This window comes from Streptomyces sp. 7R007 (assembly GCF_054850255.1).
In genome coordinates, this window is sequence record NZ_JBTWMV010000045.1 from 15,058 (window position 1) to 35,887 (window position 20,830).

Genomic DNA, 20,830 nt, shown 5'->3' on the forward strand with positions numbered 1-20,830 from the left:
GCCCGGGCCTCAGTGGCGCTGCATCCGTCCGGCGATCGCGTGGCCGACGAACAGGTAGACGACCGCGGCCAGTCCGTAGCCCGCGACGACTCGCGCCCATGCCTTGTCGAAGGTGAACAGGTCACGCGACCAGCCCGCCAGCCAGTTGGCCGCGTCGTGGACGAACTGCACCAGGTCGTTGGCGCGGTTGGCGTCCAACAGGTACATCAGGATCCACAGGCCCAGGATGAGGGCCATGATGTCGGCGACGATCGCCACGACCGCGCCGGCCCGATTGCCGCTGCTATATCGAGACATGCTTTCCGGATTGCCGCCGGATCCCGGATGAAACCCCGGCCGCCCGGCGGTTCCTAGGAGTTGAGCTCCGCCAGTACACGCAGCGACTCCCGGTCCGGGGCCAGTGCCAGCAGGTCCGTCACCGGTCCCTTGCGCCACGCCTCCAGCCGCTCTGCGATGCGTTCGCGCGGACCGACCAGGGAGATCTCGTCGGCGAACGCGTCGGGCACGGCGAGCACCGCCTCCTCGCGCCGGCCCTCCAGGAAGAGCCGCTGGATCCGCCGGGCCTGCTCCTCGTACCCCATGCGGGCCATGAGGTCGGCGTGGAAGTTGCGCGTGGCGTGGCCCATGCCGCCGATGTAGAAGCCGAGCATGGTCTTCACCGGGAGCAGGCCCTCGGCGATGTCGTCGCAGACCTGCACGCGGGCCAGCGGGGCGACCAGGAAGCCCGGCGGGAGGTGCTCGACGGCCGCTCCGTAGGCGTCGGGGCGGGTCGGCGACCAGTACAGCGGCAGCCAGCCGTCGGCGATGCGGATCGTCTGCTCGACGTTCCTCGGTCCCTCGGCGCCGAGCAGCACGGGCAGGTCCGGCCGCAGCGGGTGGGTGATGGGCTTCAGCGCCTTGCCGAGTCCGGTGCCGTCCGCGCCCCGGTAGGGGTGCGCGTGGAAGCGGCCCTCCAGTGCGACGGGCGCCCGCCGCCGCAGCACCTGCCGTACGACGTCGACGTACTCGCGGGTCGCGGTCAGCGGCGACTTCGGGAACGGCCTGCCGTACCAGCCCTCCACCACCTGCGGCCCCGACAGGCCGAGGCCCAGCATCATCCGCCCGCCGGAGAGGTGGTCCAGGGTCAGGGCGTGCATGGCGGTGGTGGTGGGCGACCGGGCGGCCATCTGCGCGACGGCCGTGCCCAGCTTGATCCTTGAGGTGTGGGCGGCGATCCAGGTGAGCGGGGTGAAGACGTCCGAACCCCAGGACTCGGCCGTCCACACGGAGTCGTAGCCGAGCCGTTCGGCCTCCTGGGCCAGGGGCACGTGGTCGGGGGAGGGGCCGCGGCCCCAGTAGCCGAGAGCGAGTCCGAGCCGCACGACAGCACCTCCCGCAGCTTTCTGACGATACGTCAGCTATGCGTGCCGGCTGCGACTGTACGACAACGGCCCCCCGCCGGGAAGGGCGAGGGGCCGGTCGGGGAAGCCGGGGGCGCGTCAGCCGCGCTGGATGCCCGAGGTGTCCTGGAGCACGCCACGGCGGCCGTCCTGCGTCTGGGCGACGAGGCCGGGACCGCGCTGCTCCACCGCCAGGTACCAGGTGCCGGGGGCGAGTTCGGCGATCGGGGTGGGCGAGCCGTCCTCCGCGAACAGCGGCCGCGGTACGGGCACCGCGAACCAGAACGGCGAGAACTCCGCGGGCGGCTGCGCCTGCTGCTGCGGCTGCCCGGCACCGCCGAAGGGCTGGCCGGCCTGCGGCTGACCGCCGTACGGCTGCTGCTGGGCACCCGGGTAGCCGTAACCGCCGGACGGCTGACCGCCGTAGGGCTGCGGCGCCTGCGGCTTGGGCTCCGGGACGAGCCCGGCCTGCAGGGCGGGGACCAGCGGGGTGGCGATGGCGGCACCGGCCAGGACCAGGGCGGCGATGAAGCCGAGGATGAGACCGGCCGCGGCGCTGCCCCCGGTGGGCACGTCCACCAGCGTCCAGAACAGGGCCCAGGCGACGAGGACCGTGAACGCCGTGCCTACCGTCCCGAGGTCCAGGCCGGCGATCTTGCGCGGCTGGGGGAGGCAGCGGTTGACGACGATCAGGGCGGCACCGATGACTCCGCCCATGTAGAGACCCAGGCCGGTGCCGAGGTCGTCCCACGCGTTCGCGTCCAGGCTGTACCCGTCGACGGAGTAGAACTTGAGGAACGACGCGATGAACAGCAACACCGCTGCCCCGATTACCACGCCGTCGCCTCGGTTGAGGGAGCGGATGTTCACTTCAGGTCCTTCGTAGGTCGTCTCGTCGTCGGTAGACACTACCGTCCGCCCGAGCGGAGCGTCCCTCGGGATCGGCCCGACGATCACGAAGCGCGCAGGAAACTCACGATTCCCTCAGAGATCCCCTGCGCCGCCTTCTGCCGCCAGGCGCCGCTGGTGAGCAGTGCCGCGTCCTTGCTATCGCGCATGTTGCCGCACTCGATGAACACCTTGGGAACCGTTGACAGATTGAGACCGCCCAGGTCCTTCCGCGTGACGAGAGCGGTTCCACCGCCGATGTAGTTGGACGGCGGCTCGCCCGTCGCCCGCAGGAAGGCGCCCGCGACCTGCTCGCCCAGCGAGGCGGAGGGGGCGACGATCGCGCGGGTGTCGGCCGCACCGGCGTGCACCGCGCCGGGCAGGATGACGTGGAAGCCGCGGTTGCCGGCCGCCGAGCCGTCCGCGTGGATGGAGATCGCGGCGTCGGCGTGGGCGGCGTTGCCGATGCGGGCGCGCGCGTCGACGCACGGGCCCCAGGACGGGGAGCCGTTGTCGTGGGTCAGCTTCACCGTCGCGCCCTGCTTCTCCAGCAGCGCCTTCAGCCGGTGCGAGACGTCCAGCGTGAACCGGGCTTCCGTGTAACCGGCGTTGGTGGACGTGCCCGTGGTGTCGCACTCCTTGGAGTTCGTGCCGATGTTCACCTTGCGGTTGATCTCGGCCGGGTGCCGGAAGTTGCCGGGGTTGTGCCCCGGGTCGATGACGACGACCTTGCCCCTGAGTGAGCCGGAGGCGACGGGCGCGGAGGACGTCGGCGAGGCGAGGGTGGGCGCCGGGCTGCCGGCCTGCTTGTCGTCGTCGGTGGGGGAGACGGAGGCGGCGGAGGAGAACAGGCCGCCCGACGACGCGGAGGACGCCCCCGCCGGACGGTCCGGACCGCCGCCCGACCCGCCCACCACCTCGTACACCAGCCACCCCAGCAACGCCCCCGGCACCAGCGCGGCGAGCGCGACGGTCAGGGGGCCGCGACGGTGACGGCGGGTCTGCGGCGGATCGAATTCGGGGCCTACGTACGACACGTCTGCGACTCTAACCGGGCCGTCAGATCCCTGCTCCCGTTCGCCGCAGCACGCGCAGCGAGTCGGTCGCCGAGACCTCCGTGAAGGCGCCGGACGCCAGGGCCCGCAGGTAGACGCGGTACGGGGCCTGGCCGGTGAACTCGTCCTCGGGGTCGGGGAAGACGTCGTGGATGAGGAGCAGGCCGCCCTCGGCGACGTGCGGGGCCCAGCCCTCGTAGTCGGCGCCGGCGTGCTCGTCGGTGTGGCCGCCGTCGATGAAGACCAGGCCCAGCGGGGAGTTCCAGATCGAGGCGATCTGCGGGGAGCGGCCGACGAGGGCCACCACGTGCTCCTCCAGACCGGCCCGGTGCAGGGTGCGGCGGAAGGTGGGCAACGTGTCCATCAGGCCGATCTCCGGGTCGACCGTCTGCGGGTCGTGGTAGTCCCAGCCCGGCTGCTGCTCCTCGCTGCCGCGGTGGTGGTCGACCGTCAGGGCCGTCACACCGGCCTCGCGGGCCGCGTCGGCGAGCAGGATGGTGGAGCGGCCGCAGTACGTGCCGACCTCCAGCAGGGGCAGCCCGAGCACGCCCGCCTCGACGGCGGCCGCGTACAGCGCGAGCCCCTCATCGACGGGCATGAACCCCTTCGCGGCCTCGAACGCGGCCAGGATCTCCGGCTTGGGTGCCGCGGGCATGGGGGGCCTTTCGGTAGGGGGCGGGAGGCGGGTGCGGTGCGGGCTTCATGCTGCCGTATGGGGGAGGGACGAGCCACGCGGGGGGTCAGCCCTGGTGAGAGCGCCGGTACTCCATCGGTGACACGCCGTACGCCGTCCGGAAGGCGCGGGTGAAGTCCGAGGCCCGGGGCATGCCCCAGCGGGCGGCGACGGCGTGCACCGGCGTGGTCCGCTGCGCCGGGTCGGCCAGGTCGCGGCGGGCGCCTTCCAGGCGCTGGGCGCGGATCTGGGCGGCGACGGTCTCGCCGTCCGCCTGCTGCTGGAAGAGGCGGTGCAGATAGCTGACGGAGATGTAGTGCGCGGCGGCGATCGTGCGCGGGGTCAGGTCCGGGTCGTGGAGGTTGCGCCGGATGAACGCCTGGATCTGCTGGGCCGTGACCCGGCCGCGGGCCTCCGGCTCCAGCGCCGCCTCCGCCTCCAGGAGCTGGGCGAGCAGCGCCGTCAGCAGGTCGAGTACGACCGTCCCCAGGCGCGGCCCGTCCGCGGGCCGCAGGACGTCGGCCTGCCGGTCCAGCCCGGTGAGGAAGTCCGCCAGCAGCGCGCCCACGCCCTCCTGGCCGGGTAGGCGCCGGCCCAGCAACTCCCGCACCCGGTGCGCCGGCAGGGGCAGCAGGGCTTTGGGGAAGTCGACCGCCACGCCCTTCACGATCCCGCCGCCGGTCCGCGACCGCAGGTCGTAGGGCTGCGAACTGTCGGCCAGGTGCAGGTCGCGCGGGCCGAACAGGCTCCTGCGGTCCGCGTGGTCGAGCGCCAGGCCGCCGTCGAGCAGCAGCGTGAGGTGGTAGAGCTCGGGGTCGGACCGGCGCACCTGCTTCGGGCCGCGCCGGTAGCGCGTCGGCAGGAACGCCGTCGTGCCGACGGTGACCGGGCCCAGCTCCATGAGCCGGTGCTCGGCCCAGAAGTCGGCCGCGTGGTCGCTGCTGATGTCGCTGGGGGAGCGGGTACGGCTGAGCAGCTCACGCCACCGCTCGAACCGCTCCTCCACGGGCACGTCCGCACTCCGGAAAACGGTCCCGATCATCCTGCCTCCTCCCCGCGTCCGTCCGGGCGGCGACATTTTCGCATGTGGGGAGGGGGCGGGAGGTGGTGGGGATGCTGGTGGGGGCGGGTCGGGCCGGCTGGGTGCCGGGTGGGGCGGAGAGCTGATGCCGGACCGGAGAGCTGATGCCGGACCGGACAGGCGGGGCTCAGACCCGCCGGCCGCGGTCCTGGGGGCCGGAAAACCGAGAGGCCGGTCCGGGCCTGGCCACCAGGCGGGCACGCCGTCGGCTGGTGGGTGGGGCGGCTCCCACTTCCGTCGGGTGGCTGATGGGCGGCCTGGCTCGCGGTGGGGGGCCGGGTGGCTGGTCGGTCGTCCGGCTCACCGTAAGGGCGTCGGGCGGCCGGCCGGTGCATCGGCTGCTCGGCGCTGGCCGGCGCGTGATCGATTCGTGGCCCGGCCCCCGCCTGTGGCGCGCGGACGCACCGGGTCGGGGCGTCGGAACCGCCGGTCACGAGCCCGGGGGCCGTCATGGCGAACGGCTCCCTCCTGCCCTGGGCTGGGGCGGGAAGGAGCCGTTGTGCTCGGTGCGTCAGTGGGTCGTGACCGAGTCGCCCGGCAGGGAGAGGTCCAGGTCGACCGGGCGCTCCTCGCCGCCGTGCGTCGCCGCCGAGGCCAGCGGTGCGTGGCCGGTGGCGCGGGCGGCCAGGACGTACGCGCCCTCGGACGGCACGGCGAGCGCGTAGCTGCCGTCCTCCGCGGAGAGCGTCGCGCCCGCCTGGCGGCCCCGCCGGTCGATCAGCGTGACCTTGGCGCGGGCGACCGGGGCGCCGTCGGCGTCCAGGACCCGGCCCCTAAAGCCGCGCAGCGCCTCCTCGGCGCGCTCGATGTTGGCCTCCTCCTCGCTGCTCACCCGCAGCCGCGGCGCGCGGTCGGGCTTCGGCAGGAACAGCGCCATCAGCAGGCCGACGGCCACCGCGCCGGTCGCGATGAGGAAGGAGACCCGGAAGCCGTGCATGGTCGGGATCGCGACGCCGCCGACGTTGTTCGCGGTGTTCGCCAGCACCATCCCGACGACGGCGCTCGACACGGACGTACCGATGGACCGCATCAGCGTGTTGAGTCCGTTCGCCGCGCCCGTCTCCGAGGCCGGCACCGCGCCGACGATCAGCGCGGGCAGCGAGGAGTACGCGAGGCCGATGCCGGCGCCCAGGACGACGGCGATGACCAGGCTCTGCCAGGCCGCGCTCATCAGGCCGAGGCCCGCGCCGTAGCCGACGGCGATGATCAGCATGCCGAGGATCAGGGTGACCTTCGGGCCGTACTTGGCGGACAGGCGGGCGTAGACGGGGGCCGTGAACATCATCGTCAGGCCCAGCGGGGCCACCAGCAGGCCCGCCACGACCATCGACTGGCCGAGCCCGTAGCCGGTCGCCTTCGGCAGCTGTAGCAGCTGGGGAAGGACGAGCGAGACGACGTAGAAGGAGACACCGACCATGATCGAGGCCAGGTTGGTGAAGAGGACGGCCGGGCGGGCCGTGGTGCGCAGGTCGACCAGGGGGGCCTTGCCGCGCAGTTCGTACACGCCCCACAGGACCAGGATGACGGCGGAGGCGACGAACATGCCGAGGGTGCTGCCCGACGTCCAGCCCCAGTCGCTGCCCTTGGTGATCGGCAGCAGGAACAGGACCAGTCCGGCGGAGAGCCCGAGCGCGCCGAGCAGGTCGAAGGAGCCCTCGGCGCGCATCGGGGACTCCGGTACGACGAGGAGGGTGAGCAGGATCGACAGGGCGCCGAGTCCGGCGGCGCCGTAGAAGAGGGCGTGCCAGTCGGCGTGCTGGGCGACCAGTGCCGCGAGCGGCAGCGCGAGTCCGCCGCCGACGCCGATCGAGGAGCTCATCAGCGCCATCGCCGAGCCGAGCTTCTCGCGGGGCAGCATGTCGCGCATCAGGCCGATGCCGAGCGGGATGGCGCCCATCGCGAAGCCCTGGAGCGTACGGCCTACGATCATCGGCAGCAGCGTGCTGGTGAAGGCGCTGACCAGGGCGCCCACCACCATCAGCGCGATGCTGAGGACGAGCATGCGCCGCTTGCCGTACAGGTCGCCGAGGCGGCCCATGATCGGGGTGGCGACGGCGCCGGAGAGCAGGGTCGAGGTCAGGACCCAGGTGGCGTTGCTGGGGGCGGTGTCCAGCAGTTGCGGCAGGTCCTTGATGACCGGGACGAGCAGGGTCTGCATCACCGCGACAACGATGCCCGCGAAGGCGAGCACCGGGACAACGGCCCCGCTCGCTCTCCGGGCGGGCTGGTCGTTCGTCGTGTGGGTCATGAGGTGAGGCCTCCAGTGAGATAAGTGCTGGGTAAACCTCGTATGCATGGGCAACTATTCCGTTGCTTCGGGTCTCTAACGAATCCTTGACCGGCTCATGGGTTTCTGATCATCCGTCAGGGGCTGGTCTGTTGGTGGAACGTGTTCTAGTCTCGCGGCCCATGAGGGCATACGTGGCAGGCGTCGGCATGACCAGGTTCGAGAAGCCCGAATCCCGTGACCGGCAGTACTGGGACATGGTGCGGGAGGCGGGCGGTGCCGCTCTCGCGGACGCCGGGGTGGCCTACGGCGAGGTGGAACAGGTTACCGTCGGCTACTGCTTCCAGCCCTCCACCGCCGGCCAGCGCGCCGCGTACGAACTGGGCCTGACCGGCGTTCCCGTCTACAACGTCAACAACAACTGCGCGACCGGTTCGACGGCGCTGATGCTCGCCCGGCAGCTCGTCGAGGGCGGGTCGGCCGACTGCGTCCTGGCCCTGGGGTTCGAGAAGATGAAGAGGGGCTCGCTGGGCTCGGGCGCCGACGAAGGGGACTTCTCGGCCTCGCCGGTCGCCCGGCACTACAGGATCATGGCCGCCCGGCACGGCTTCGAGACGACCCCGCCCACCGCCCAGATCTTCGGCGACGCGGCCCGCGAGCACATGGAGCGGTACGGCACGACCGAGGCGCAGCTCGCCGCCGTCGCCGCCAAGAACCACCGGCACTCGGCGCACAACCCGTACGCGCAGTTCCGGGACGTGTACGAGGTCGCCGACATCCTCGCCTCCCCCGTCGTCCACCGGCCGCTGACCAGGCTCCAGTGCTCGCCGACCTCCGACGGGGCGGCCGCGGCCGTGGTGGTCTCGGAGCGGTTCGCGCGGGAACGGGGGCTGACCGGGCTCGTCGAGATCGTCGCGCAGGCCATGACCACCGACACCGAGGAGTCCTTCGCCTCCGGCTCCTGCGTCGACGTCGTCGGGCAGCCGATGTCCCGGGAGGCGGCCCGGCAGGTGTACGAGCGGGCCGGGCTCGGCATCGGGGACGTGGACGTCGTGGAGCTGCACGACTGCTTCTCCGTCAACGAGCTGCTGACCTACGAGGCGCTCGGCATGTGCGGGGAGGGGGAGTCCGGCAAGCTCGTGGAGTCGGGGGCGACCACGTACGGCGGGCGCTGGGTGGTGAACCCCTCCGGCGGGCTGATCTCCAAGGGGCATCCGCTGGGAGCCACCGGGATCGCCCAGGTCGCCGAGCTGGTGTGGCAGTTGCGGGGGACGGCGGGGGAGCGGCAGGTGGCCGGGGCACGGGTGGGACTCGCGCACAACATCGGGCTGGGCGGGGCGGCGGTGGTGACGATGCTGCGGACCGTGGGGTAGGAGGGTGACGCGGGCCGTGGCGTGAGGAGTCGTAGGTCCAAATTCCGATGCCAGGAGTGTCCCGCGGTTGAGAGCATGACAGGCATGCTGGAAGCCGCCGACGTCACCCGGGCCCCCGTCCGTACCGCGCCCCCCACCTGGCTGGTGGTCGCGCTCGCCTGCGCCGGGCAGTTCCTGGTCGTCCTGGACGTGTCCGTCGTCAACGTGGCGCTGCCGTCGATGCGGGCCGACCTGGGGCTGAGCGCGTCGGGCCTGCAATGGGTGGTGAACGCCTACGCGATCGCCTTCGCCGGGTTCATGCTGCTCGGCGGGCGGGCCGGGGACCTGTACGGCCGCAAGCGGATGTTCCTGGTGGGGCTCGCCCTGTTCACGCTGGCCTCGCTCGGCGGCGGGCTCGCCCAGGAGGGCGGCCAGCTCCTGGTCGCGCGGGCGGTGCAGGGGCTCGGCGCGGCGGTGCTCGCGCCCTCGACGCTCACCATCCTCACCGCCGCCGTGCCGGAGGGGCCGGCGCGGGCACGGGCGATCGCCACCTGGACCGCGGTCGGCGCGGGCGGCGGAGCCGCGGGCGGGCTCGTCGGCGGGGCGCTGGTGGACTGGCTGTCGTGGCGGTGGGTGCTGCTGATCAACGTGCCCGTCGGGGCGGTGGTGCTGGTGGGCGCGCTGCGCCGGCTGACGGAGAGCCGCACCGGCGGCGGGCGGCGGCTGGACCTGCCGGGCGCGGTGCTGGTGACGGCGGGGCTCGGGACGCTCGCCTACGGCATCTCGCAGACCGAGGCCGCCGGGTGGACGGCGCCGGACACGCTGGTGCCGCTGGGCGCCGGGCTGCTGCTCGTCGCCGGGTTCCTGATGGTCGAGGCGCGTACGGCGGCACCGCTGATGCCGCTGCGGCTGTTCCGGCTGCGGGCGGTGTCGTCGGCCAACGCGGCGATGTTCCTGAGCGGTTCGGCGATGTTCTGCATGTGGTTCTTCATGACGCTGTACGCCCAGAACGTGCTCGGCTACACCCCGCTGGAGGCCGGTCTCGCCTTGGTGCCGAGCTCCCTCGCGGTGCTCGTCGGCTCCAAGGCGGCGCCCCGCTTCATGCCGCTGATCGGCGCGCGCAACGTGGCCGCGCTCGGGGCACTGGTGGCGGCGGCGGGCTTCGGCTGGCAGTCGGCGATGACGCCGGCGGGCGACTACCTCACCGAGATCATGTTCCCGGGCATCCTGATGATGCTGGGCGCCGGTCTGGCGGCGACCCCGCTGGCCGCGCTCGCCACGTCGGGGGCGGCGCCGGGCGAGGCCGGTCTGGTGTCGGGGCTGGTCAACACCTCGCGGACGATGGGCGGTTCGCTCGGGCTCGCGGTCATGTCGACGATCGCCGCGACGCGCACGGGGGGCGGTGACACGCCCCGCGTGCTGACGGAGGGGTACGCGCTGGTGTTCCGCACGGGGGCGGGGGTGCTGCTCGTGGGGGCGGTGCTGACGGCGGTGTGGCTGCCCCGGCCGCGCCCGGCGAACTCCGGTCGCTGAGGCGGCCGTTCAGCCGGCCGGGGTTCACAGCCACCCCTGCTGCCGTGCCTCCCGGATCGCCTCCGTGCGGTTGCGGGTGCCCGTCTTGCCGATGGCCGACGAGAGGTAGTTGCGCACCGTCGACTCCGACAGGTGCAGCTTCGCGGCGACGTCGGCGACGGTCGCGCCGTCCGCGGAGGCCTTGAGGACGTCGCACTCGCGGGCGGTGAGCGGACTGGGCCCGGCGCTGAGCGCGGCGGCGGCGAGGGCCGGGTCGATCACCGTCTCGCCGGCCAGCACCCGGCGGATCGCCGCGGCCAGCTCCTCCACCGGGCCGTCCTTCACCAGGAAGCCGGCGGCTCCGGCCTCCATGGCCCGCCGCAGGTAGCCGGGGCGGCCGAAGGTGGTCAGGATCAGCACCCGGCAGTCGGGCACCTGCTCACGGAGTTCGGCGGCGGCCTCCAGGCCGCTCAGGCCCGGCAGTTCGATGTCGAGGAGGGCCACGTCGGGCCGGTGCGCCAGCGCCGCGTCCACGATCGCGTCACCGGCCCCCACCTGGGCGACGACCTCGATGTCCGCCTCCATGCCGAGCAGCAGGGCGAGGGCGCCGCGCATCATTCCCTGGTCCTCGGCGAGCAGGACCCGCACGCTCTTCGACGGCCGGTGATCCCGGGGCATCTCGTTCACGGTCCAAGACTAGCCAATTCAAAGAGTGGTTATTGGTCGACGCCGCGGGTCTTGACGCCCTGCCGGGGCGCGCAAACAATCGCCTCTGCAATTCCCGAATGCCCGGCATTTTCACCGTCGAATAGGTTCGGTATTTCGATCGAACAGTGTCCGGTATTTCGACCAAGCAAGACCAGGCACGGCAGGGCACAGCACGACACGGCACGACAACGCAAGGCGACCGGCTCTCACGGCACAAGCAGACCCCGCACTGCCCCACGACCGTCAAAGAGGTGCACCGTGTTCTCCAGACTCAGAACCGCGCTCCTGGCCGCGCTCTCCGCGCTGGTCACCGTCCTCGCGCTGGCCGTCGGCGTCCCCCAGGCCCAGGCCGCGAGCTCGCTGCCCTGTGACGTCTACGCCGCCGCCGGCACCCCCTGCGTCGCCGCGCACAGCCTCGTGCGGGCGCTGTACTCCTCCTACGGCGGCTCGCTCTACCAGGTGCAGCGCGCCTCCGACAGCGCCACCAAGGACATCGGGCTGCTGGCGACCGGCGGCTACGCCAACGCCGCCGCCCAGGACTCCTTCTGCTCCGGCACCACCTGCATCATCACCAAGATCTACGACCAGTCCTCGCGCCACAACGACCTGACCGTCGAGGGCGCGGGCGGGGCCGGCGCGGCCGACGTCGGCGCACCCGCCGACGCCCTGCCGGTGACCGTCGGCGGGCACCAGGTCTACGGCCTGGAGATCTCGGCCGGCATGGGCTACCGGGACAACTCCACCTCCGGCGTGGCCACCAACGGCGGCGCCGAGGGGATGTACATGGTCACCTCCGGCACCCACGTCAACGGCAGCTGCTGCTTCGACTACGGCAACGCCGAGACGAACAACATGGACACCGGCAACGGCCACATGGACGCGATCAACTTCGGCACCGAGTGCTGGTTCTCGCCCTGCTACGGCCAGGGGCCGTGGGTGCAGGCCGACCTGGAGAACGGGCTGTTCCAGTCCAACCTCGGCTACAGCACCAACTCCTCCAACACGGGCACGGGCGCGCTGCCGTTCGTGACGGCGCTATTGAAGAACAACGGCCAGGACCATTTCGCACTGAAATGGGGCAACGCCCAATCCGGCGGTCTGACCACGACCTATTCCGGCAGTGAGCCCACCAACGCCGCCGGTTACTCGCCCATGCACCAGGAGGGCGCGATCGTGCTGGGCACCGGCGGCGACAACAGCAACGGCTCCATCGGCTCCTTCTTCGAGGGCGTCATGACCTCCGGCATCCCCACGGACGCCGCCGACAACGCCGTGCAGGCCGACATCGTCTCCGTCGGCTACGGCGGCGCGACCGGCTCCACCGGTTCGCTCACCCCCGGCTCGGAGATCTCGCTGCAGGCGACGACCTCCTGCTGCACGACCGACTACATCCGCCACCAGAACAACAACGCCGTCATCTCACCGATCACGTCCAGCAGTTCGACGCTGGACAAGAACGACGCCACCTGGATCGTCCGCCGCGGTCTGGCCGACGGCTCCTGCGTCTCCTTCGAGTCGCGCAACTACCCCGGCGACTTCCTGCGCCACTACAACTACCAGCTCTACCGCCAGCCCATGGTCGGCACCACGCAGTTCAGACAGGACGCGACGTTCTGCCCGACGACCGGCAAGAGCGGCACGGGCACGTCGTTCGCCTCGTACAACTACCCGACCCGGTACCTGCGGCACTACAACCACACCGTCTACATAGCGAGCAACGGCGGCTCGAACACCTGGGACAGCGCCACGTCCTGGGCGAGCGACGTCAGCTGGGTGGTCACCTCGCCCTGGGCGCCGTAGCCAGGGCCGGGTCCCGGGGCGCGCCGCCGGGCTCCACGGGGAGCTCGGCGGTGACCGTGAAGCCGCCGCGCGGCGCGGGGGCCGCCCGCAGTGAGCCGCCCGCCGCCGCGAGGCGCTCGGTCAGCCCGATCAGCCCCGTGCCGCCCACGCCCGGCAGCTCCGGGCCGGCGCCCGTGCCGGTGCCGTTGTCGGCGACGGTGAGCCGGACCCGCTCGGGGCCGCCCTCCACGGCGATCTCGCAGCGGGTCGCGCCGCTGTGGCGTACGGCGTTGGTGACCGCCTCGCGCACCACCCAGCCCAGCAGCGCCTCGGTGCGCGGCGCCAGCGGAGGGCCCGAGCGGCGTACGGCGGGTTCGATGCCGGCGGCCGTCAACGCCGAGCGGGCGCGGTCCAGTTCGGTGCCGAGGCTGCCCTCGCGGTAGCCGGTGACCGCCTCGCGGATCTCGGTGAGCGCCTGCCGGCCCACCGACTCGATGTCGGTGATCTGGCCGAGCGCCGCGTCCGGGTCGCGCGGCGCGAGCCGGCGGGCCGCCTCCGACTTCACCACGATCACCGACAGGGTGTGGCCGAGCAGGTCGTGCAGGTCGCGGGAGAAGCGCAGGCGTTCCTGCTCCACCGCGCTGCGGGCCAACTCCTCGCGGGCGGCGCGCAGTTCCCGTACCGCCTCGGACAGGGACAGGATCGCCGCGGTGACGACGGTCGACAGGAACGTCCCGTAGGCGATGCCGATCGCGTCCCAGCCGGCCCGGGAGACCGCGACCGTCGTGGCCAGCGCGGTCACCGTGAGCCCGGCCGCCCGGAGCCGCGGCCCCCGCACCACCGCGCCGGTGGCGAGGCCGAGCAGCGGGAAGAAGTACAGCCAGCTCCCGCCGTAGCCGGCGCCCAGGCCGCAGGTCACCACCGCCATCAGGGCCAGCGCCAGCCAGGTCGCGCGGGCCTCGCGCTTGCGCCGGTCGAAGGCACGGAACACCACGTAGACGTAGAGGGAGTTGAAGACGAGCAGGCCCACGGCGCCGATCCACGGGTTGGGCGTCTTGCCCTGGAAGATGTTGGAGAAGGACCCCAGCCCCATCAGCAGCCAGGGCAGGAGGGAGAAACCGGTGGGCGGCGGACCGGGGTTCTCCAGCTCCTTGTCACGGTCGTCGCACCGGCCCCGCCGGTGGGTCCTGCTCCACAGCCTGGTCATCTCTCGATCCCCCCCATCCAGACGGTCCGCGCGGACCGCCGGTACGACAGCACAGCGTACGAAGCGAACGCCGGCAGTCAGAGCCCCAGCACGGCGATCGTGACGGGAGCCGGCGCCCGTCCCTCGGCGACCGAGCCACCGAGCCGCGCGAAACAGCAGGTCCGGGAACCGCAGGCCGCGCCGCGAGGGGCATCGGTGCCGGGTGGCGTCCGGCGACGAAGGCGGCCGGCTCGCGCACGGTGCCCCGGGCACGGCCGGCGCCTCCTGGAGCATCGGGCCCACCCGGCCGGCCGGTACCGCCGCCGACGGGGGCGCGCCGAACAGCTCCGCCGCCCCGGAGTCCGGTTCGTTCACGCCGAGCGGCAGCGAGATGGCCGTCGACTTGCCGGCGCCGATGCGTCCGAGGAGCGCGACCGTCTCACCGGGCGCGATCGTCACGTCGTCGCCGTCGACGGCCCGTGCGGTGCCGGAACTCTTGACCGCTCCCGTGCAGGAGACGGCTGGTGCGCTGTCCTGTGTCATGCCTACGACGCTACGAATCCGCGTCGCCGCCCGGCAGATGCGCATGTACGGACTCGGGCAGTACAAATGTCACGGCCGGGCAACCTGACACGGCGTCAGGAGCCTTCACAAGTGCGGTGCCCTGGGCTATACAAGGGGCGCCGGACTGGAACGCGTTCTAGATCGGCCCGCAGCGACCTCGGTGCGGCCGACGGTGCGGACGGCCGCACCGGGGTCTTCAGTCGCCACCTTCAGGAGCCCCATGCCCATCGACGCAGCCAAGGCCCTCGCCGCCGAGCCCCGGACCGGCGAGATCACCTGGACCGCCAAGGACGTCCAGCTCTACCACCTCGGCATCGGCGCCGGCCTGCCCGCCACCGACCCCGACGAGCTGCGCTACACCCTGGAGTCCCGGCTGCACGTGCTGCCGAGTTTCGCCACCGTCGCCGGCGCGGGCTCCCCGGGCGTGATCAGCGGGCTGTCCATGCCGGGCGTCGACGTCGACCTCGCGAAGGTCCTGCACGGCGGTCAGAGCCTGGAGGTCCACCGCCCGATCCCGGTCCGGGGCACCGCCACCGCCACCGCCCGGATCGCCGCCGTGTACGACAAGACCAAGGCTGCCCTCCTGGTCCTGCGCACCGAAGTCGCCGACGAGGACGGGCCGTTGTGGACCAGCGACGCGCAGATCTTCGTCCGGGGGGAGGGCGGCTGGGGCGGCGACCGCGGCCCCTCCACCCGCCCGGAACCCCCCGCCGGCGACCCCGACCGGACCGTCGAGCGCCCGATCCGCGAGGACCAGGCCCTGCTCTACCGCCTCTCCGGCGACCTCAACCCGCTGCACGCCGACCCCGAGTTCGCCAAGCTCGCCGGGTTCGACCGGCCCATCCTGCACGGGCTGTGCACCTACGGCATGACGCTGAAGGCGGTCGTGGACACGCTGCTGGACGGGGACGTCGGCCGGGTGCGCTCGTACGCGACCCGGTTCGCGGGCGTGGTCTATCCGGGGGAGACCCTGCGCATCCGGATGTGGCGCTCCACTGGCTCCGTCGGCTCCGTCGGCTCCGTGCGGGTGGCCGTCAGCGCCGCCGAGAGGGACGCGCCCGTCCTCGCCGACACGATCGTCGAACACTCTTGATCCAGCAGGCAGTTGAGGGGAGCCGCACCATGCGCGCAGCCGTACTGCACGAGATCGGCCAGGACAAGCTCGAAGTCCACGACGACATCGAGGCCGTGGGCCCCGGGCCCGGCAGGGTGAGGATCCGGGTGCGGGCCACGGGGCTGTGCCACTCGGACCTGTCCGCGATGAGCGGGGTACTGCCCCAGCCGGCGCCGTTCGTGCCCGGGCACGAGGGCGCGGGCGAGGTGCTGGAGGTCGGCGACGGCGTCACGCGGGTCAAGCCCGGCGACCGGGTCGTGGTCTGCTGGCTGCCGGCCTGCGGCACCTGCCCGGCGTGCCGGCGCGGCCAGACCGAGCTGTGCCTGGCCGGGTTCATGAACGCCGGCACCCCCAACTTCAAGCGCCCCGGCGGTGACGTCTTCGGCTTCGCGGGCACCGGCACCTTCGCCGAGGAGGTCGTCGTCGACGCCGGCAGCGCGGTGCCGATCCCGGACGACGTGCCCTTCGACATCGCCGCGCTGATCGGCTGCGGGGTCACCACCGGGCTCGGCGCGGCGCTCAACACCGCGGACGTGGAGGCCGGTTCGTCGGTCGCGGTGATCGGGTGCGGGGGCGTCGGGATCTCCGCGATCCAGGGGGCGCGGCTCAAGGGCGCCGCCGAGATCGTCGCCGTCGACCCCGTCGTCTCGCGCCGCGAGTCCGCGCTGCGGTTCGGCGCCACCAAGGCCGTCTCGCCGGACGAACTGCCCGAGGCCAAGCAGCAGGTCACCGGCGGTGAGGGCTTCGACTACGTCTTCGAGGTCGTCGGCAGGTCGACCACCGCCCGCACCGCGTACGAGAACACCCGGCGCGGCGGCACACTGGTCGTCGTCGGCGCGGGCGCCATGGACGACTTCCTCCAGCTCAACATGTTCGAGCTGTTCTTCGACGAGAAGCGGATCCTGCCCTCGATGTACGGCGGCGGCGACGTGCTGCGCTCCTACGAGCGCACCATCGCCCTGTGGCGGGCCGGCCGCATCGACCTGGCCGGCCTGATCACCCACCGGGTGCCGCTGGCCGACATCAACGAGGCCCTGGACCAGATGCGCACCGGCACCGCCCTGCGCACCTGCATCGAGATCTGACGGGGGTGTCCGTGTCGCAGCCACCGGACGTGTCACAGTCACCGGACGAGTCACAGTCACCGGACGCGTCACGGCCGTTGGAGGGGCTGTCCGCCGTCGTGACCGGCGCGGGGCGCGGTCTGGGCCGGGCCGAGGCGCTCGAACTGGCCCGGCTCGGCGCGGCCGTCGTCGTCAACGACTACGGGCAGCCCGGCCGGGACGGCTCCGGCGCGGCCTCCGCCGGGCCCGCCGAGGAGGTCGCCGCCGAGATCCGCAAGGCCGGCGGCCGGGCCGTCGCCCACACCGGGGACGTCGCCGACCACCAACAGGCCGGGGAACTGGTGGAGTTGGCGGTCGCCGAGTTCGGCAGGCTGGACATCCTGGTCAACAACGCGGGCATCCTGCGCGACCGCATGGTCTTCTCCATGACCGAGGACGAGTGGGACTCCGTCATCCGCGTCCACCTCAAGGGGCACTTCAACACGACCCGCTTCGCCGCCGCCCACTGGCGCGCGCGGTCCAAGGCGGCGGGCGCCCCGGTCCACGGGCGGATCGTGAACACCTCGTCGGAGGCGTTCCTCGCCGGGTCGGCGGGACAGCCCAACTACGCGGCGGCGAAAGGGGGGATCGTCGGCCTGACGACCTCCACGGCCCTCGCGCTGGCCAAGTACGGCGTGACGGCCAACGCCATCTGCCCGCGCGCCCGCACCCGCATGACCGAGGACGTCTTCGCCGGCCTCCAACACCCGGCCGACGGCCTCGACCCGCTCGCCCCCGAGCACGTCGCCCCCCTCGTCGGCTACTTGGCCTCCCCGGCCGCCGCCCGGATCAACGGCCAGCTGCTCGTCGTCCACGGCGGGATGGTGGCGATCGTCGAACGGCCGCGCGTACGGGCGAAGTTCGACAGCACACAGGACACCTTCACCTACGACGAGCTGGACGCCGTCCTCACCCCGCACTACGCCCACCACCCACCCGAGGAGACGTTCGCGGCGACGGAGGTGCTGGCCCTGAAACGGGGCTAGACACACCACGGCCCCGGACCCTCGCGGGGTTCCGGGGCCGTGTCGCGTCAGGCCGCGGTTTCGGCTTCCTCGGCCACCTTGCGGTGACGGCCGCGCGGGGCCGCCTCGCTGTCGTGGGCCGAGACCGGACCCCGGTGCCGGCCGTGGCCGGTGTCCTCGGTGTCGGTGCGCGGCGGCTGAGTGGTGCTGGCGTCGCTCATCGAAGAATTCACCCCGTCAACATGATCTTTCTTACAGCCCGGCGAGTGTACCCAGCACACCTCACCCGGAATCCAGGAGCCCATGCCAACCGGCACTAGTTCGTTACAACCCGTCCCAGCGGCGCCTCCCGCAACGGCACGGGACGGGGCGCGGCGGGTTTCGCGGCCTCCGCCTCCGGTGCCGGCGCGGGCTCCTCCGGCACCGTCTCCCGCGGCTCCCCCCACACCGCCTCCACCCGCGCCACCCCGCACGGCACCTCGTCCGTGGCGTAGGGCAACCGCAGCACCCCCTCCTCCGTCCACAGCCCCGCACCGGTCAACCACCCCGCGGGCGCCGGAACATGACGCACCCGCCGCCGGTCCGGCCGCCACACGCCGACCCAGCTGCCGACCGGCCCGTCCACCCGCAGCGCCACCCCGCAGCTCTCCGGCACCAGCACCTGCCCCGGCTGGATCGCGAACGGCGTCACCGTGCACTCCGGCAGCCGCAGGCACTCCGGGAAGCGCACCGGCAGGGTGCTGCCGAGCACCCCCCAGCCCAGCCGTTCCCGCCCGGGCGAGGGCGCGTCCGAGCCGATCAGCAGCAGCCCGCTGTCCGGATCGGCGAGCAGCAGCCGGTCGTCGCTGCCGTCGGCGATCTGCAGCAGCGGCGACACCTCGGCGTCCCGCCCCAGGTCCAGGACGACCGTCTTGGTCCGCCCGCCGACCTCCCGGTCCAGCGCCAGCATCCGCCCCGCCCGGTCCAGCCACACCCCGCCCGAGCAGCGCCCCGGGATCTCCGCCAGCCGCTCCGGCCCGAAGGCGCCGCCCACCACCAGCCACAGCGCGCTGGAGCGCCGGCCCACGGCGAGGGCGTACGCCGTCGCGCCGCCCGGCGCCGGCGGCAGCAGCCACAGCCGGTCGCCCTCGTCCGGGCACTCGATCGCGCCGATCAGCACCTCGCCCGTGCCCGGTCCGGTCGGGTACAGCAGCGAGAAGACGTGCCGCCCCTCCGCCACCCGCCGGATCAGCACCCGCCCGTCGCCCATCGGCTGCACCTCGGTGCCGGGCTCCTCCGGCTGGTTGCCCGGCAACGGCACGGCGTACGGCTCCGGTCCGTCCAGCGTCCAGCGCTCCGGGAACCAGCAGCCGCCGTCCAGGGCGAGCCGGGCGGCGTAGGCGCCGTCCGCGGTGATCACGCACTGCGCCCGCGGCGCACCGTCCTCGGGGGCAGCCTCGGGCTCGATCGCACAGGCCGTCATGGTCTGGTCACCTCCGGCCACGAAGCTAGTTTTCGCACGCACGGCCGGGGGACCATGGGGCGCACGCTTCACACATAAGGGTGGTACAGGAACGATTCGCCTGAGGGGGCCGGGGTGGATGTGCTGAGGGTGGCCGGGGACGTGCCCCGCCGGTCGGCACCGGTTCAGCCGTACAGATCAGCCAGGTAGCCTTTTCCCCGTGCCCCGTCTGTCTGAAGTCATCGCCGCGCTGGAGAACCTGTGGCCCGCCGAGCGGGCCGAGTCCTGGGACGCGGTCGGCACGGTCGTGGGCGACCCCGACCAGGAGGTCACCCGGGTCCTGTTCGCCGTCGACCCCGTGCGGGAGACCGTCGACGAGGCCGTGAAGCTCGGCGCCGACCTGCTGGTCACCCACCACCCGCTCTACCTGCGCGGTACGACGACGGTGGCGGCCTCGCACTTCAAGGGCCGGGTCGTGCACACCCTGATCAAGAACGACATCGCGCTGCACGTGGCGCACACCAACGCCGACACCGCCGACCCGGGCGTCAGCGACGCGCTGGCCGGCGCGCTGGACCTGCGCGTCGTACGACCCCTCGTACCGGACCCCACCGACCCCGAGGGCCGCCGGGGCCTGGGCCGGATCTGCGAACTGGACCACCCGCTGCCCCTGCGCGAGTTCGCCGCGCGGGCCGCCGCACGCCTGCCCGCCACCGCGCAGGGCGTCCGCGTGGCCGGCGACCCGGAGGCGACGATCCGCACGGTCGCCGTCAGCGGCGGCTCCGGCGACAGCCTCTTCGACCAGGTCCGCGCGGCCGGCGTCGACGCCTTCCTCACCGCGGACCTGCGCCACCACCCGGCGTCCGAAGCGGTCGCCCACAGCCCCCTCGCGCTGCTCGACGCGGCGCACTGGGCCACCGAGTGGCCCTGGTGCGAGCTGGCCGCCGCCCAGCTCGACGAGATCTCCGACCGCCACGGCTGGGACCTGCGCGTCCACGTCTCGAAGACGGTCACCGACCCCTGGACCAGTCACTCCCCTTCACCTGGAGCCCCCAACTGAACGCCGCGCCCGCCGACCAGATCCGACTCCTCGACGTCCAGGACCTCGACGTACGCCTGCAGCAGCTCGCGCACAAGCGTCGGTCCCTGCCCGAGCACGCCGAGATCGAGTCGCTGACCAAGGACCACACCCAGCTGCGCGACCTGCTCGTCGCCGCGCAGACCGAGGAGAGCGACACCGCCCGCGAGCAGACCAAGGCCGAGCAGGACGTGGACCAGGTGCGCCAGCGCGCCGCCCGCGACCAGCAGCGCCTGGACTCCGGCGCGATCACCTCGCCCAAGGACCTGGAGAACCTCCAGCGCGAGATCGCCTCCCTCGCCAAGCGGCAGGGCGACCTGGAGGACGTCGTCCTGGAGGTGATGGAGCGCCGGGAGTCCGCGCAGGAGCGGGTCGCCGAGCTCACCGAGCGGGTCTCCTCCGTACAGGCGAAGATCGACGACGCGACCGCCCGCCGGGACGCCGCGTTCGAGGCGCTCGACGCCGAGGTGGCGACGGTGACCAAGGAGCGCGAGGTCATCGCGGCGGCCGTCCCGGCCGACCTGCTCAAGCTCTACGACAAGCTGCGCGAGCAGCAGGGCGGCATCGGCGCGGCCAAGCTGTACCAGCGCACCTGCCAGGGCTGCCGCCAGGAGCTGTCCATCACCGACATCAACGAGATCCGCGCGGCGGCCCCCGACACGGTGGTGCGCTGCGAGAACTGCCGCCGCATCCTGGTGCGCACGGCCGAGTCGGGCCTGTAGAGG

General features: G+C 72.8%; 19 protein-coding genes and 1 pseudogene. 8 read left to right on the plus strand and 12 right to left on the minus strand.

The annotated features are described in order from the left end of the window. Nucleotides 1–9: 9 nt before the first annotated feature. The 7 genes from ACYF6T_RS35860 to ACYF6T_RS35890 all read right to left on the minus strand — a co-directional run bounded on the left by ACYF6T_RS35860 (nucleotide 10) and on the right by ACYF6T_RS35890 (nucleotide 7,324). Nucleotides 10–297 carry a hypothetical protein gene (locus ACYF6T_RS35860; protein WP_461701802.1) on the minus strand — a complete coding sequence of 96 codons (288 nt, stop codon included), beginning with the start codon at nucleotides 295–297 and terminating at the stop codon, nucleotides 10–12. Nucleotides 298–350: 53 nt separating this feature from the next. Next, entirely contained in the window at nucleotides 351–1,361 is a 1,011-nt protein-coding gene (locus ACYF6T_RS35865) for an LLM class F420-dependent oxidoreductase (RefSeq protein WP_461701803.1), read from the minus strand. Nucleotides 1,362–1,478: 117 nt separating this feature from the next. Continuing rightward, nucleotides 1,479–2,249 carry a DUF5336 domain-containing protein gene (locus tag ACYF6T_RS35870; protein ID WP_461701804.1) on the minus strand — a complete coding sequence of 257 codons (771 nt, stop codon included), beginning with the start codon at nucleotides 2,247–2,249 and terminating at the stop codon, nucleotides 1,479–1,481. Between the two features lie 83 nt (nucleotides 2,250–2,332). Further along, nucleotides 2,333–3,304: an N-acetylmuramoyl-L-alanine amidase gene (locus ACYF6T_RS35875; RefSeq protein ID WP_461701805.1), complete on the minus strand. Its 972-nt coding sequence runs from the start codon at nucleotides 3,302–3,304 to the stop codon at nucleotides 2,333–2,335. A 22-nt stretch (nucleotides 3,305–3,326) separates the two neighbouring features. After that, the gene (locus ACYF6T_RS35880) at nucleotides 3,327–3,977 is read right to left on the minus strand and encodes a class I SAM-dependent methyltransferase (protein ID WP_461701806.1); all 651 of its coding nucleotides are present in this window, start codon (nucleotides 3,975–3,977) and stop codon (nucleotides 3,327–3,329) included. A gap of 85 nt (nucleotides 3,978–4,062) precedes the next feature. Then, nucleotides 4,063–5,037, minus strand: coding sequence for an AraC family transcriptional regulator (locus ACYF6T_RS35885; protein ID WP_461701807.1), 975 nt, complete (start codon nucleotides 5,035–5,037; stop codon nucleotides 4,063–4,065). Nucleotides 5,038–5,587: 550 nt separating this feature from the next. Continuing rightward, nucleotides 5,588–7,324, minus strand: a complete 1,737-nt coding sequence (locus tag ACYF6T_RS35890) for an MFS transporter (RefSeq protein ID WP_461701809.1) — start codon at nucleotides 7,322–7,324, stop codon at nucleotides 5,588–5,590. A gap of 161 nt (nucleotides 7,325–7,485) precedes the next feature. Between ACYF6T_RS35890 and ACYF6T_RS35895 the strand changes: the two genes are divergently transcribed. Next, a complete protein-coding gene (locus ACYF6T_RS35895) occupies nucleotides 7,486–8,676 on the plus strand; it encodes a lipid-transfer protein (RefSeq protein ID WP_461701810.1) in 1,191 nt (396 codons plus the stop codon). A gap of 75 nt (nucleotides 8,677–8,751) precedes the next feature. After that, the gene (locus ACYF6T_RS35900; RefSeq protein WP_461701811.1) at nucleotides 8,752–10,188 is read left to right on the plus strand and encodes an MFS transporter; all 1,437 of its coding nucleotides are present in this window, start codon (nucleotides 8,752–8,754) and stop codon (nucleotides 10,186–10,188) included. Between the two features lie 24 nt (nucleotides 10,189–10,212). Here ACYF6T_RS35900 and ACYF6T_RS35905 read toward each other — a convergent pair whose 3' ends face one another. Beyond that, nucleotides 10,213–10,845 (minus strand): response regulator, encoded by a 633-nt coding sequence (locus ACYF6T_RS35905; RefSeq protein WP_461701855.1) that lies wholly within the window; start codon nucleotides 10,843–10,845, stop codon nucleotides 10,213–10,215. 288 nt (nucleotides 10,846–11,133) lie between these two features. On the opposite strand from ACYF6T_RS35905, the gene ACYF6T_RS35910 reads away from it, so the two are divergent. Further along, nucleotides 11,134–12,675 carry an alpha-L-arabinofuranosidase B gene (locus ACYF6T_RS35910; RefSeq protein ID WP_461701812.1) on the plus strand — a complete coding sequence of 514 codons (1,542 nt, stop codon included), beginning with the start codon at nucleotides 11,134–11,136 and terminating at the stop codon, nucleotides 12,673–12,675. Here ACYF6T_RS35910 and ACYF6T_RS35915 read toward each other — a convergent pair. Then, nucleotides 12,653–13,861, minus strand: coding sequence for a sensor histidine kinase (locus tag ACYF6T_RS35915; protein WP_461701856.1), 1,209 nt, complete (start codon nucleotides 13,859–13,861; stop codon nucleotides 12,653–12,655). The genes ACYF6T_RS35910 and ACYF6T_RS35915 overlap by 23 nt on opposite strands. 360 nt (nucleotides 13,862–14,221) lie before the next feature. Continuing rightward, nucleotides 14,222–14,428 (minus strand): annotated as a pseudogene (locus ACYF6T_RS35920) (ABC transporter ATP-binding protein); the annotation flags it as partial. A 196-nt stretch (nucleotides 14,429–14,624) separates the two neighbouring features. On the opposite strand from ACYF6T_RS35920, the gene ACYF6T_RS35925 reads away from it, so the two are divergent. Genes ACYF6T_RS35925 through ACYF6T_RS35935 form a run of 3 tightly spaced genes read left to right on the plus strand, consistent with a single transcriptional unit; the run spans nucleotide 14,625 to nucleotide 17,607 of the window. Further along, the gene (locus ACYF6T_RS35925) at nucleotides 14,625–15,497 is read left to right on the plus strand and encodes a MaoC/PaaZ C-terminal domain-containing protein (protein ID WP_461701813.1); all 873 of its coding nucleotides are present in this window, start codon (nucleotides 14,625–14,627) and stop codon (nucleotides 15,495–15,497) included. 29 nt (nucleotides 15,498–15,526) lie between these two features. Further along, nucleotides 15,527–16,603: a Zn-dependent alcohol dehydrogenase gene (locus ACYF6T_RS35930; protein WP_461701814.1), complete on the plus strand. Its 1,077-nt coding sequence runs from the start codon at nucleotides 15,527–15,529 to the stop codon at nucleotides 16,601–16,603. A gap of 29 nt (nucleotides 16,604–16,632) precedes the next feature. After that, nucleotides 16,633–17,607, plus strand: coding sequence for a 3-oxoacyl-ACP reductase (locus tag ACYF6T_RS35935; protein ID WP_461701815.1), 975 nt, complete (start codon nucleotides 16,633–16,635; stop codon nucleotides 17,605–17,607). Nucleotides 17,608–17,654: 47 nt separating this feature from the next. Here the strand turns inward: ACYF6T_RS35935 and ACYF6T_RS35940 are convergent, their stop codons facing one another. After that, the gene (locus tag ACYF6T_RS35940) at nucleotides 17,655–17,807 is read right to left on the minus strand and encodes a hypothetical protein (RefSeq protein WP_461701816.1); all 153 of its coding nucleotides are present in this window, start codon (nucleotides 17,805–17,807) and stop codon (nucleotides 17,655–17,657) included. 95 nt (nucleotides 17,808–17,902) lie between these two features. Beyond that, nucleotides 17,903–19,048, minus strand: coding sequence for a hypothetical protein (locus ACYF6T_RS35945; protein WP_461701817.1), 1,146 nt, complete (start codon nucleotides 19,046–19,048; stop codon nucleotides 17,903–17,905). A 199-nt stretch (nucleotides 19,049–19,247) separates the two neighbouring features. On the opposite strand from ACYF6T_RS35945, the gene ACYF6T_RS35950 reads away from it, so the two are divergent. Further along, the gene (locus tag ACYF6T_RS35950) at nucleotides 19,248–20,087 is read left to right on the plus strand and encodes a Nif3-like dinuclear metal center hexameric protein (protein WP_461701818.1); all 840 of its coding nucleotides are present in this window, start codon (nucleotides 19,248–19,250) and stop codon (nucleotides 20,085–20,087) included. Continuing rightward, nucleotides 20,084–20,827: a zinc ribbon domain-containing protein gene (locus tag ACYF6T_RS35955; RefSeq protein ID WP_461701857.1), complete on the plus strand. Its 744-nt coding sequence runs from the start codon at nucleotides 20,084–20,086 to the stop codon at nucleotides 20,825–20,827. Before ACYF6T_RS35950 ends, ACYF6T_RS35955 begins: the two co-directional genes overlap by 4 nt. Nucleotides 20,828–20,830: the final 3 nt, after the last annotated feature.

Excerpts from the sequence above, each read along its gene's own strand:
- ACYF6T_RS35885 (WP_461701807.1), bottom strand. The coding sequence starts at position 5,037 with ATGATCGGGACCGTTTTCCGGAGTGCGGACGTGCCCGTGGAGGAGCGG.
- ACYF6T_RS35925 (WP_461701813.1), top strand. The coding sequence starts at position 14,625 with ATGCCCATCGACGCAGCCAAGGCCCTCGCCGCCGAGCCCCGGACCGGC.
- ACYF6T_RS35905 (WP_461701855.1), bottom strand. The coding sequence starts at position 10,845 with ATGCCCCGGGATCACCGGCCGTCGAAGAGCGTGCGGGTCCTGCTCGCC.
- ACYF6T_RS35940 (WP_461701816.1), bottom strand. The coding sequence starts at position 17,807 with ATGAGCGACGCCAGCACCACTCAGCCGCCGCGCACCGACACCGAGGAC.
- ACYF6T_RS35890 (WP_461701809.1), bottom strand. The coding sequence starts at position 7,324 with ATGACCCACACGACGAACGACCAGCCCGCCCGGAGAGCGAGCGGGGCC.
- ACYF6T_RS35895 (WP_461701810.1), top strand. The coding sequence starts at position 7,486 with ATGAGGGCATACGTGGCAGGCGTCGGCATGACCAGGTTCGAGAAGCCC.
- ACYF6T_RS35945 (WP_461701817.1), bottom strand. The coding sequence starts at position 19,048 with ATGACGGCCTGTGCGATCGAGCCCGAGGCTGCCCCCGAGGACGGTGCG.
- ACYF6T_RS35880 (WP_461701806.1), bottom strand. The coding sequence starts at position 3,977 with ATGCCCGCGGCACCCAAGCCGGAGATCCTGGCCGCGTTCGAGGCCGCG.
- ACYF6T_RS35860 (WP_461701802.1), bottom strand. The coding sequence starts at position 297 with ATGTCTCGATATAGCAGCGGCAATCGGGCCGGCGCGGTCGTGGCGATC.
- ACYF6T_RS35915 (WP_461701856.1), bottom strand. The coding sequence starts at position 13,861 with ATGACCAGGCTGTGGAGCAGGACCCACCGGCGGGGCCGGTGCGACGAC.
- ACYF6T_RS35900 (WP_461701811.1), top strand. The coding sequence starts at position 8,752 with ATGACAGGCATGCTGGAAGCCGCCGACGTCACCCGGGCCCCCGTCCGT.
- ACYF6T_RS35930 (WP_461701814.1), top strand. The coding sequence starts at position 15,527 with ATGCGCGCAGCCGTACTGCACGAGATCGGCCAGGACAAGCTCGAAGTC.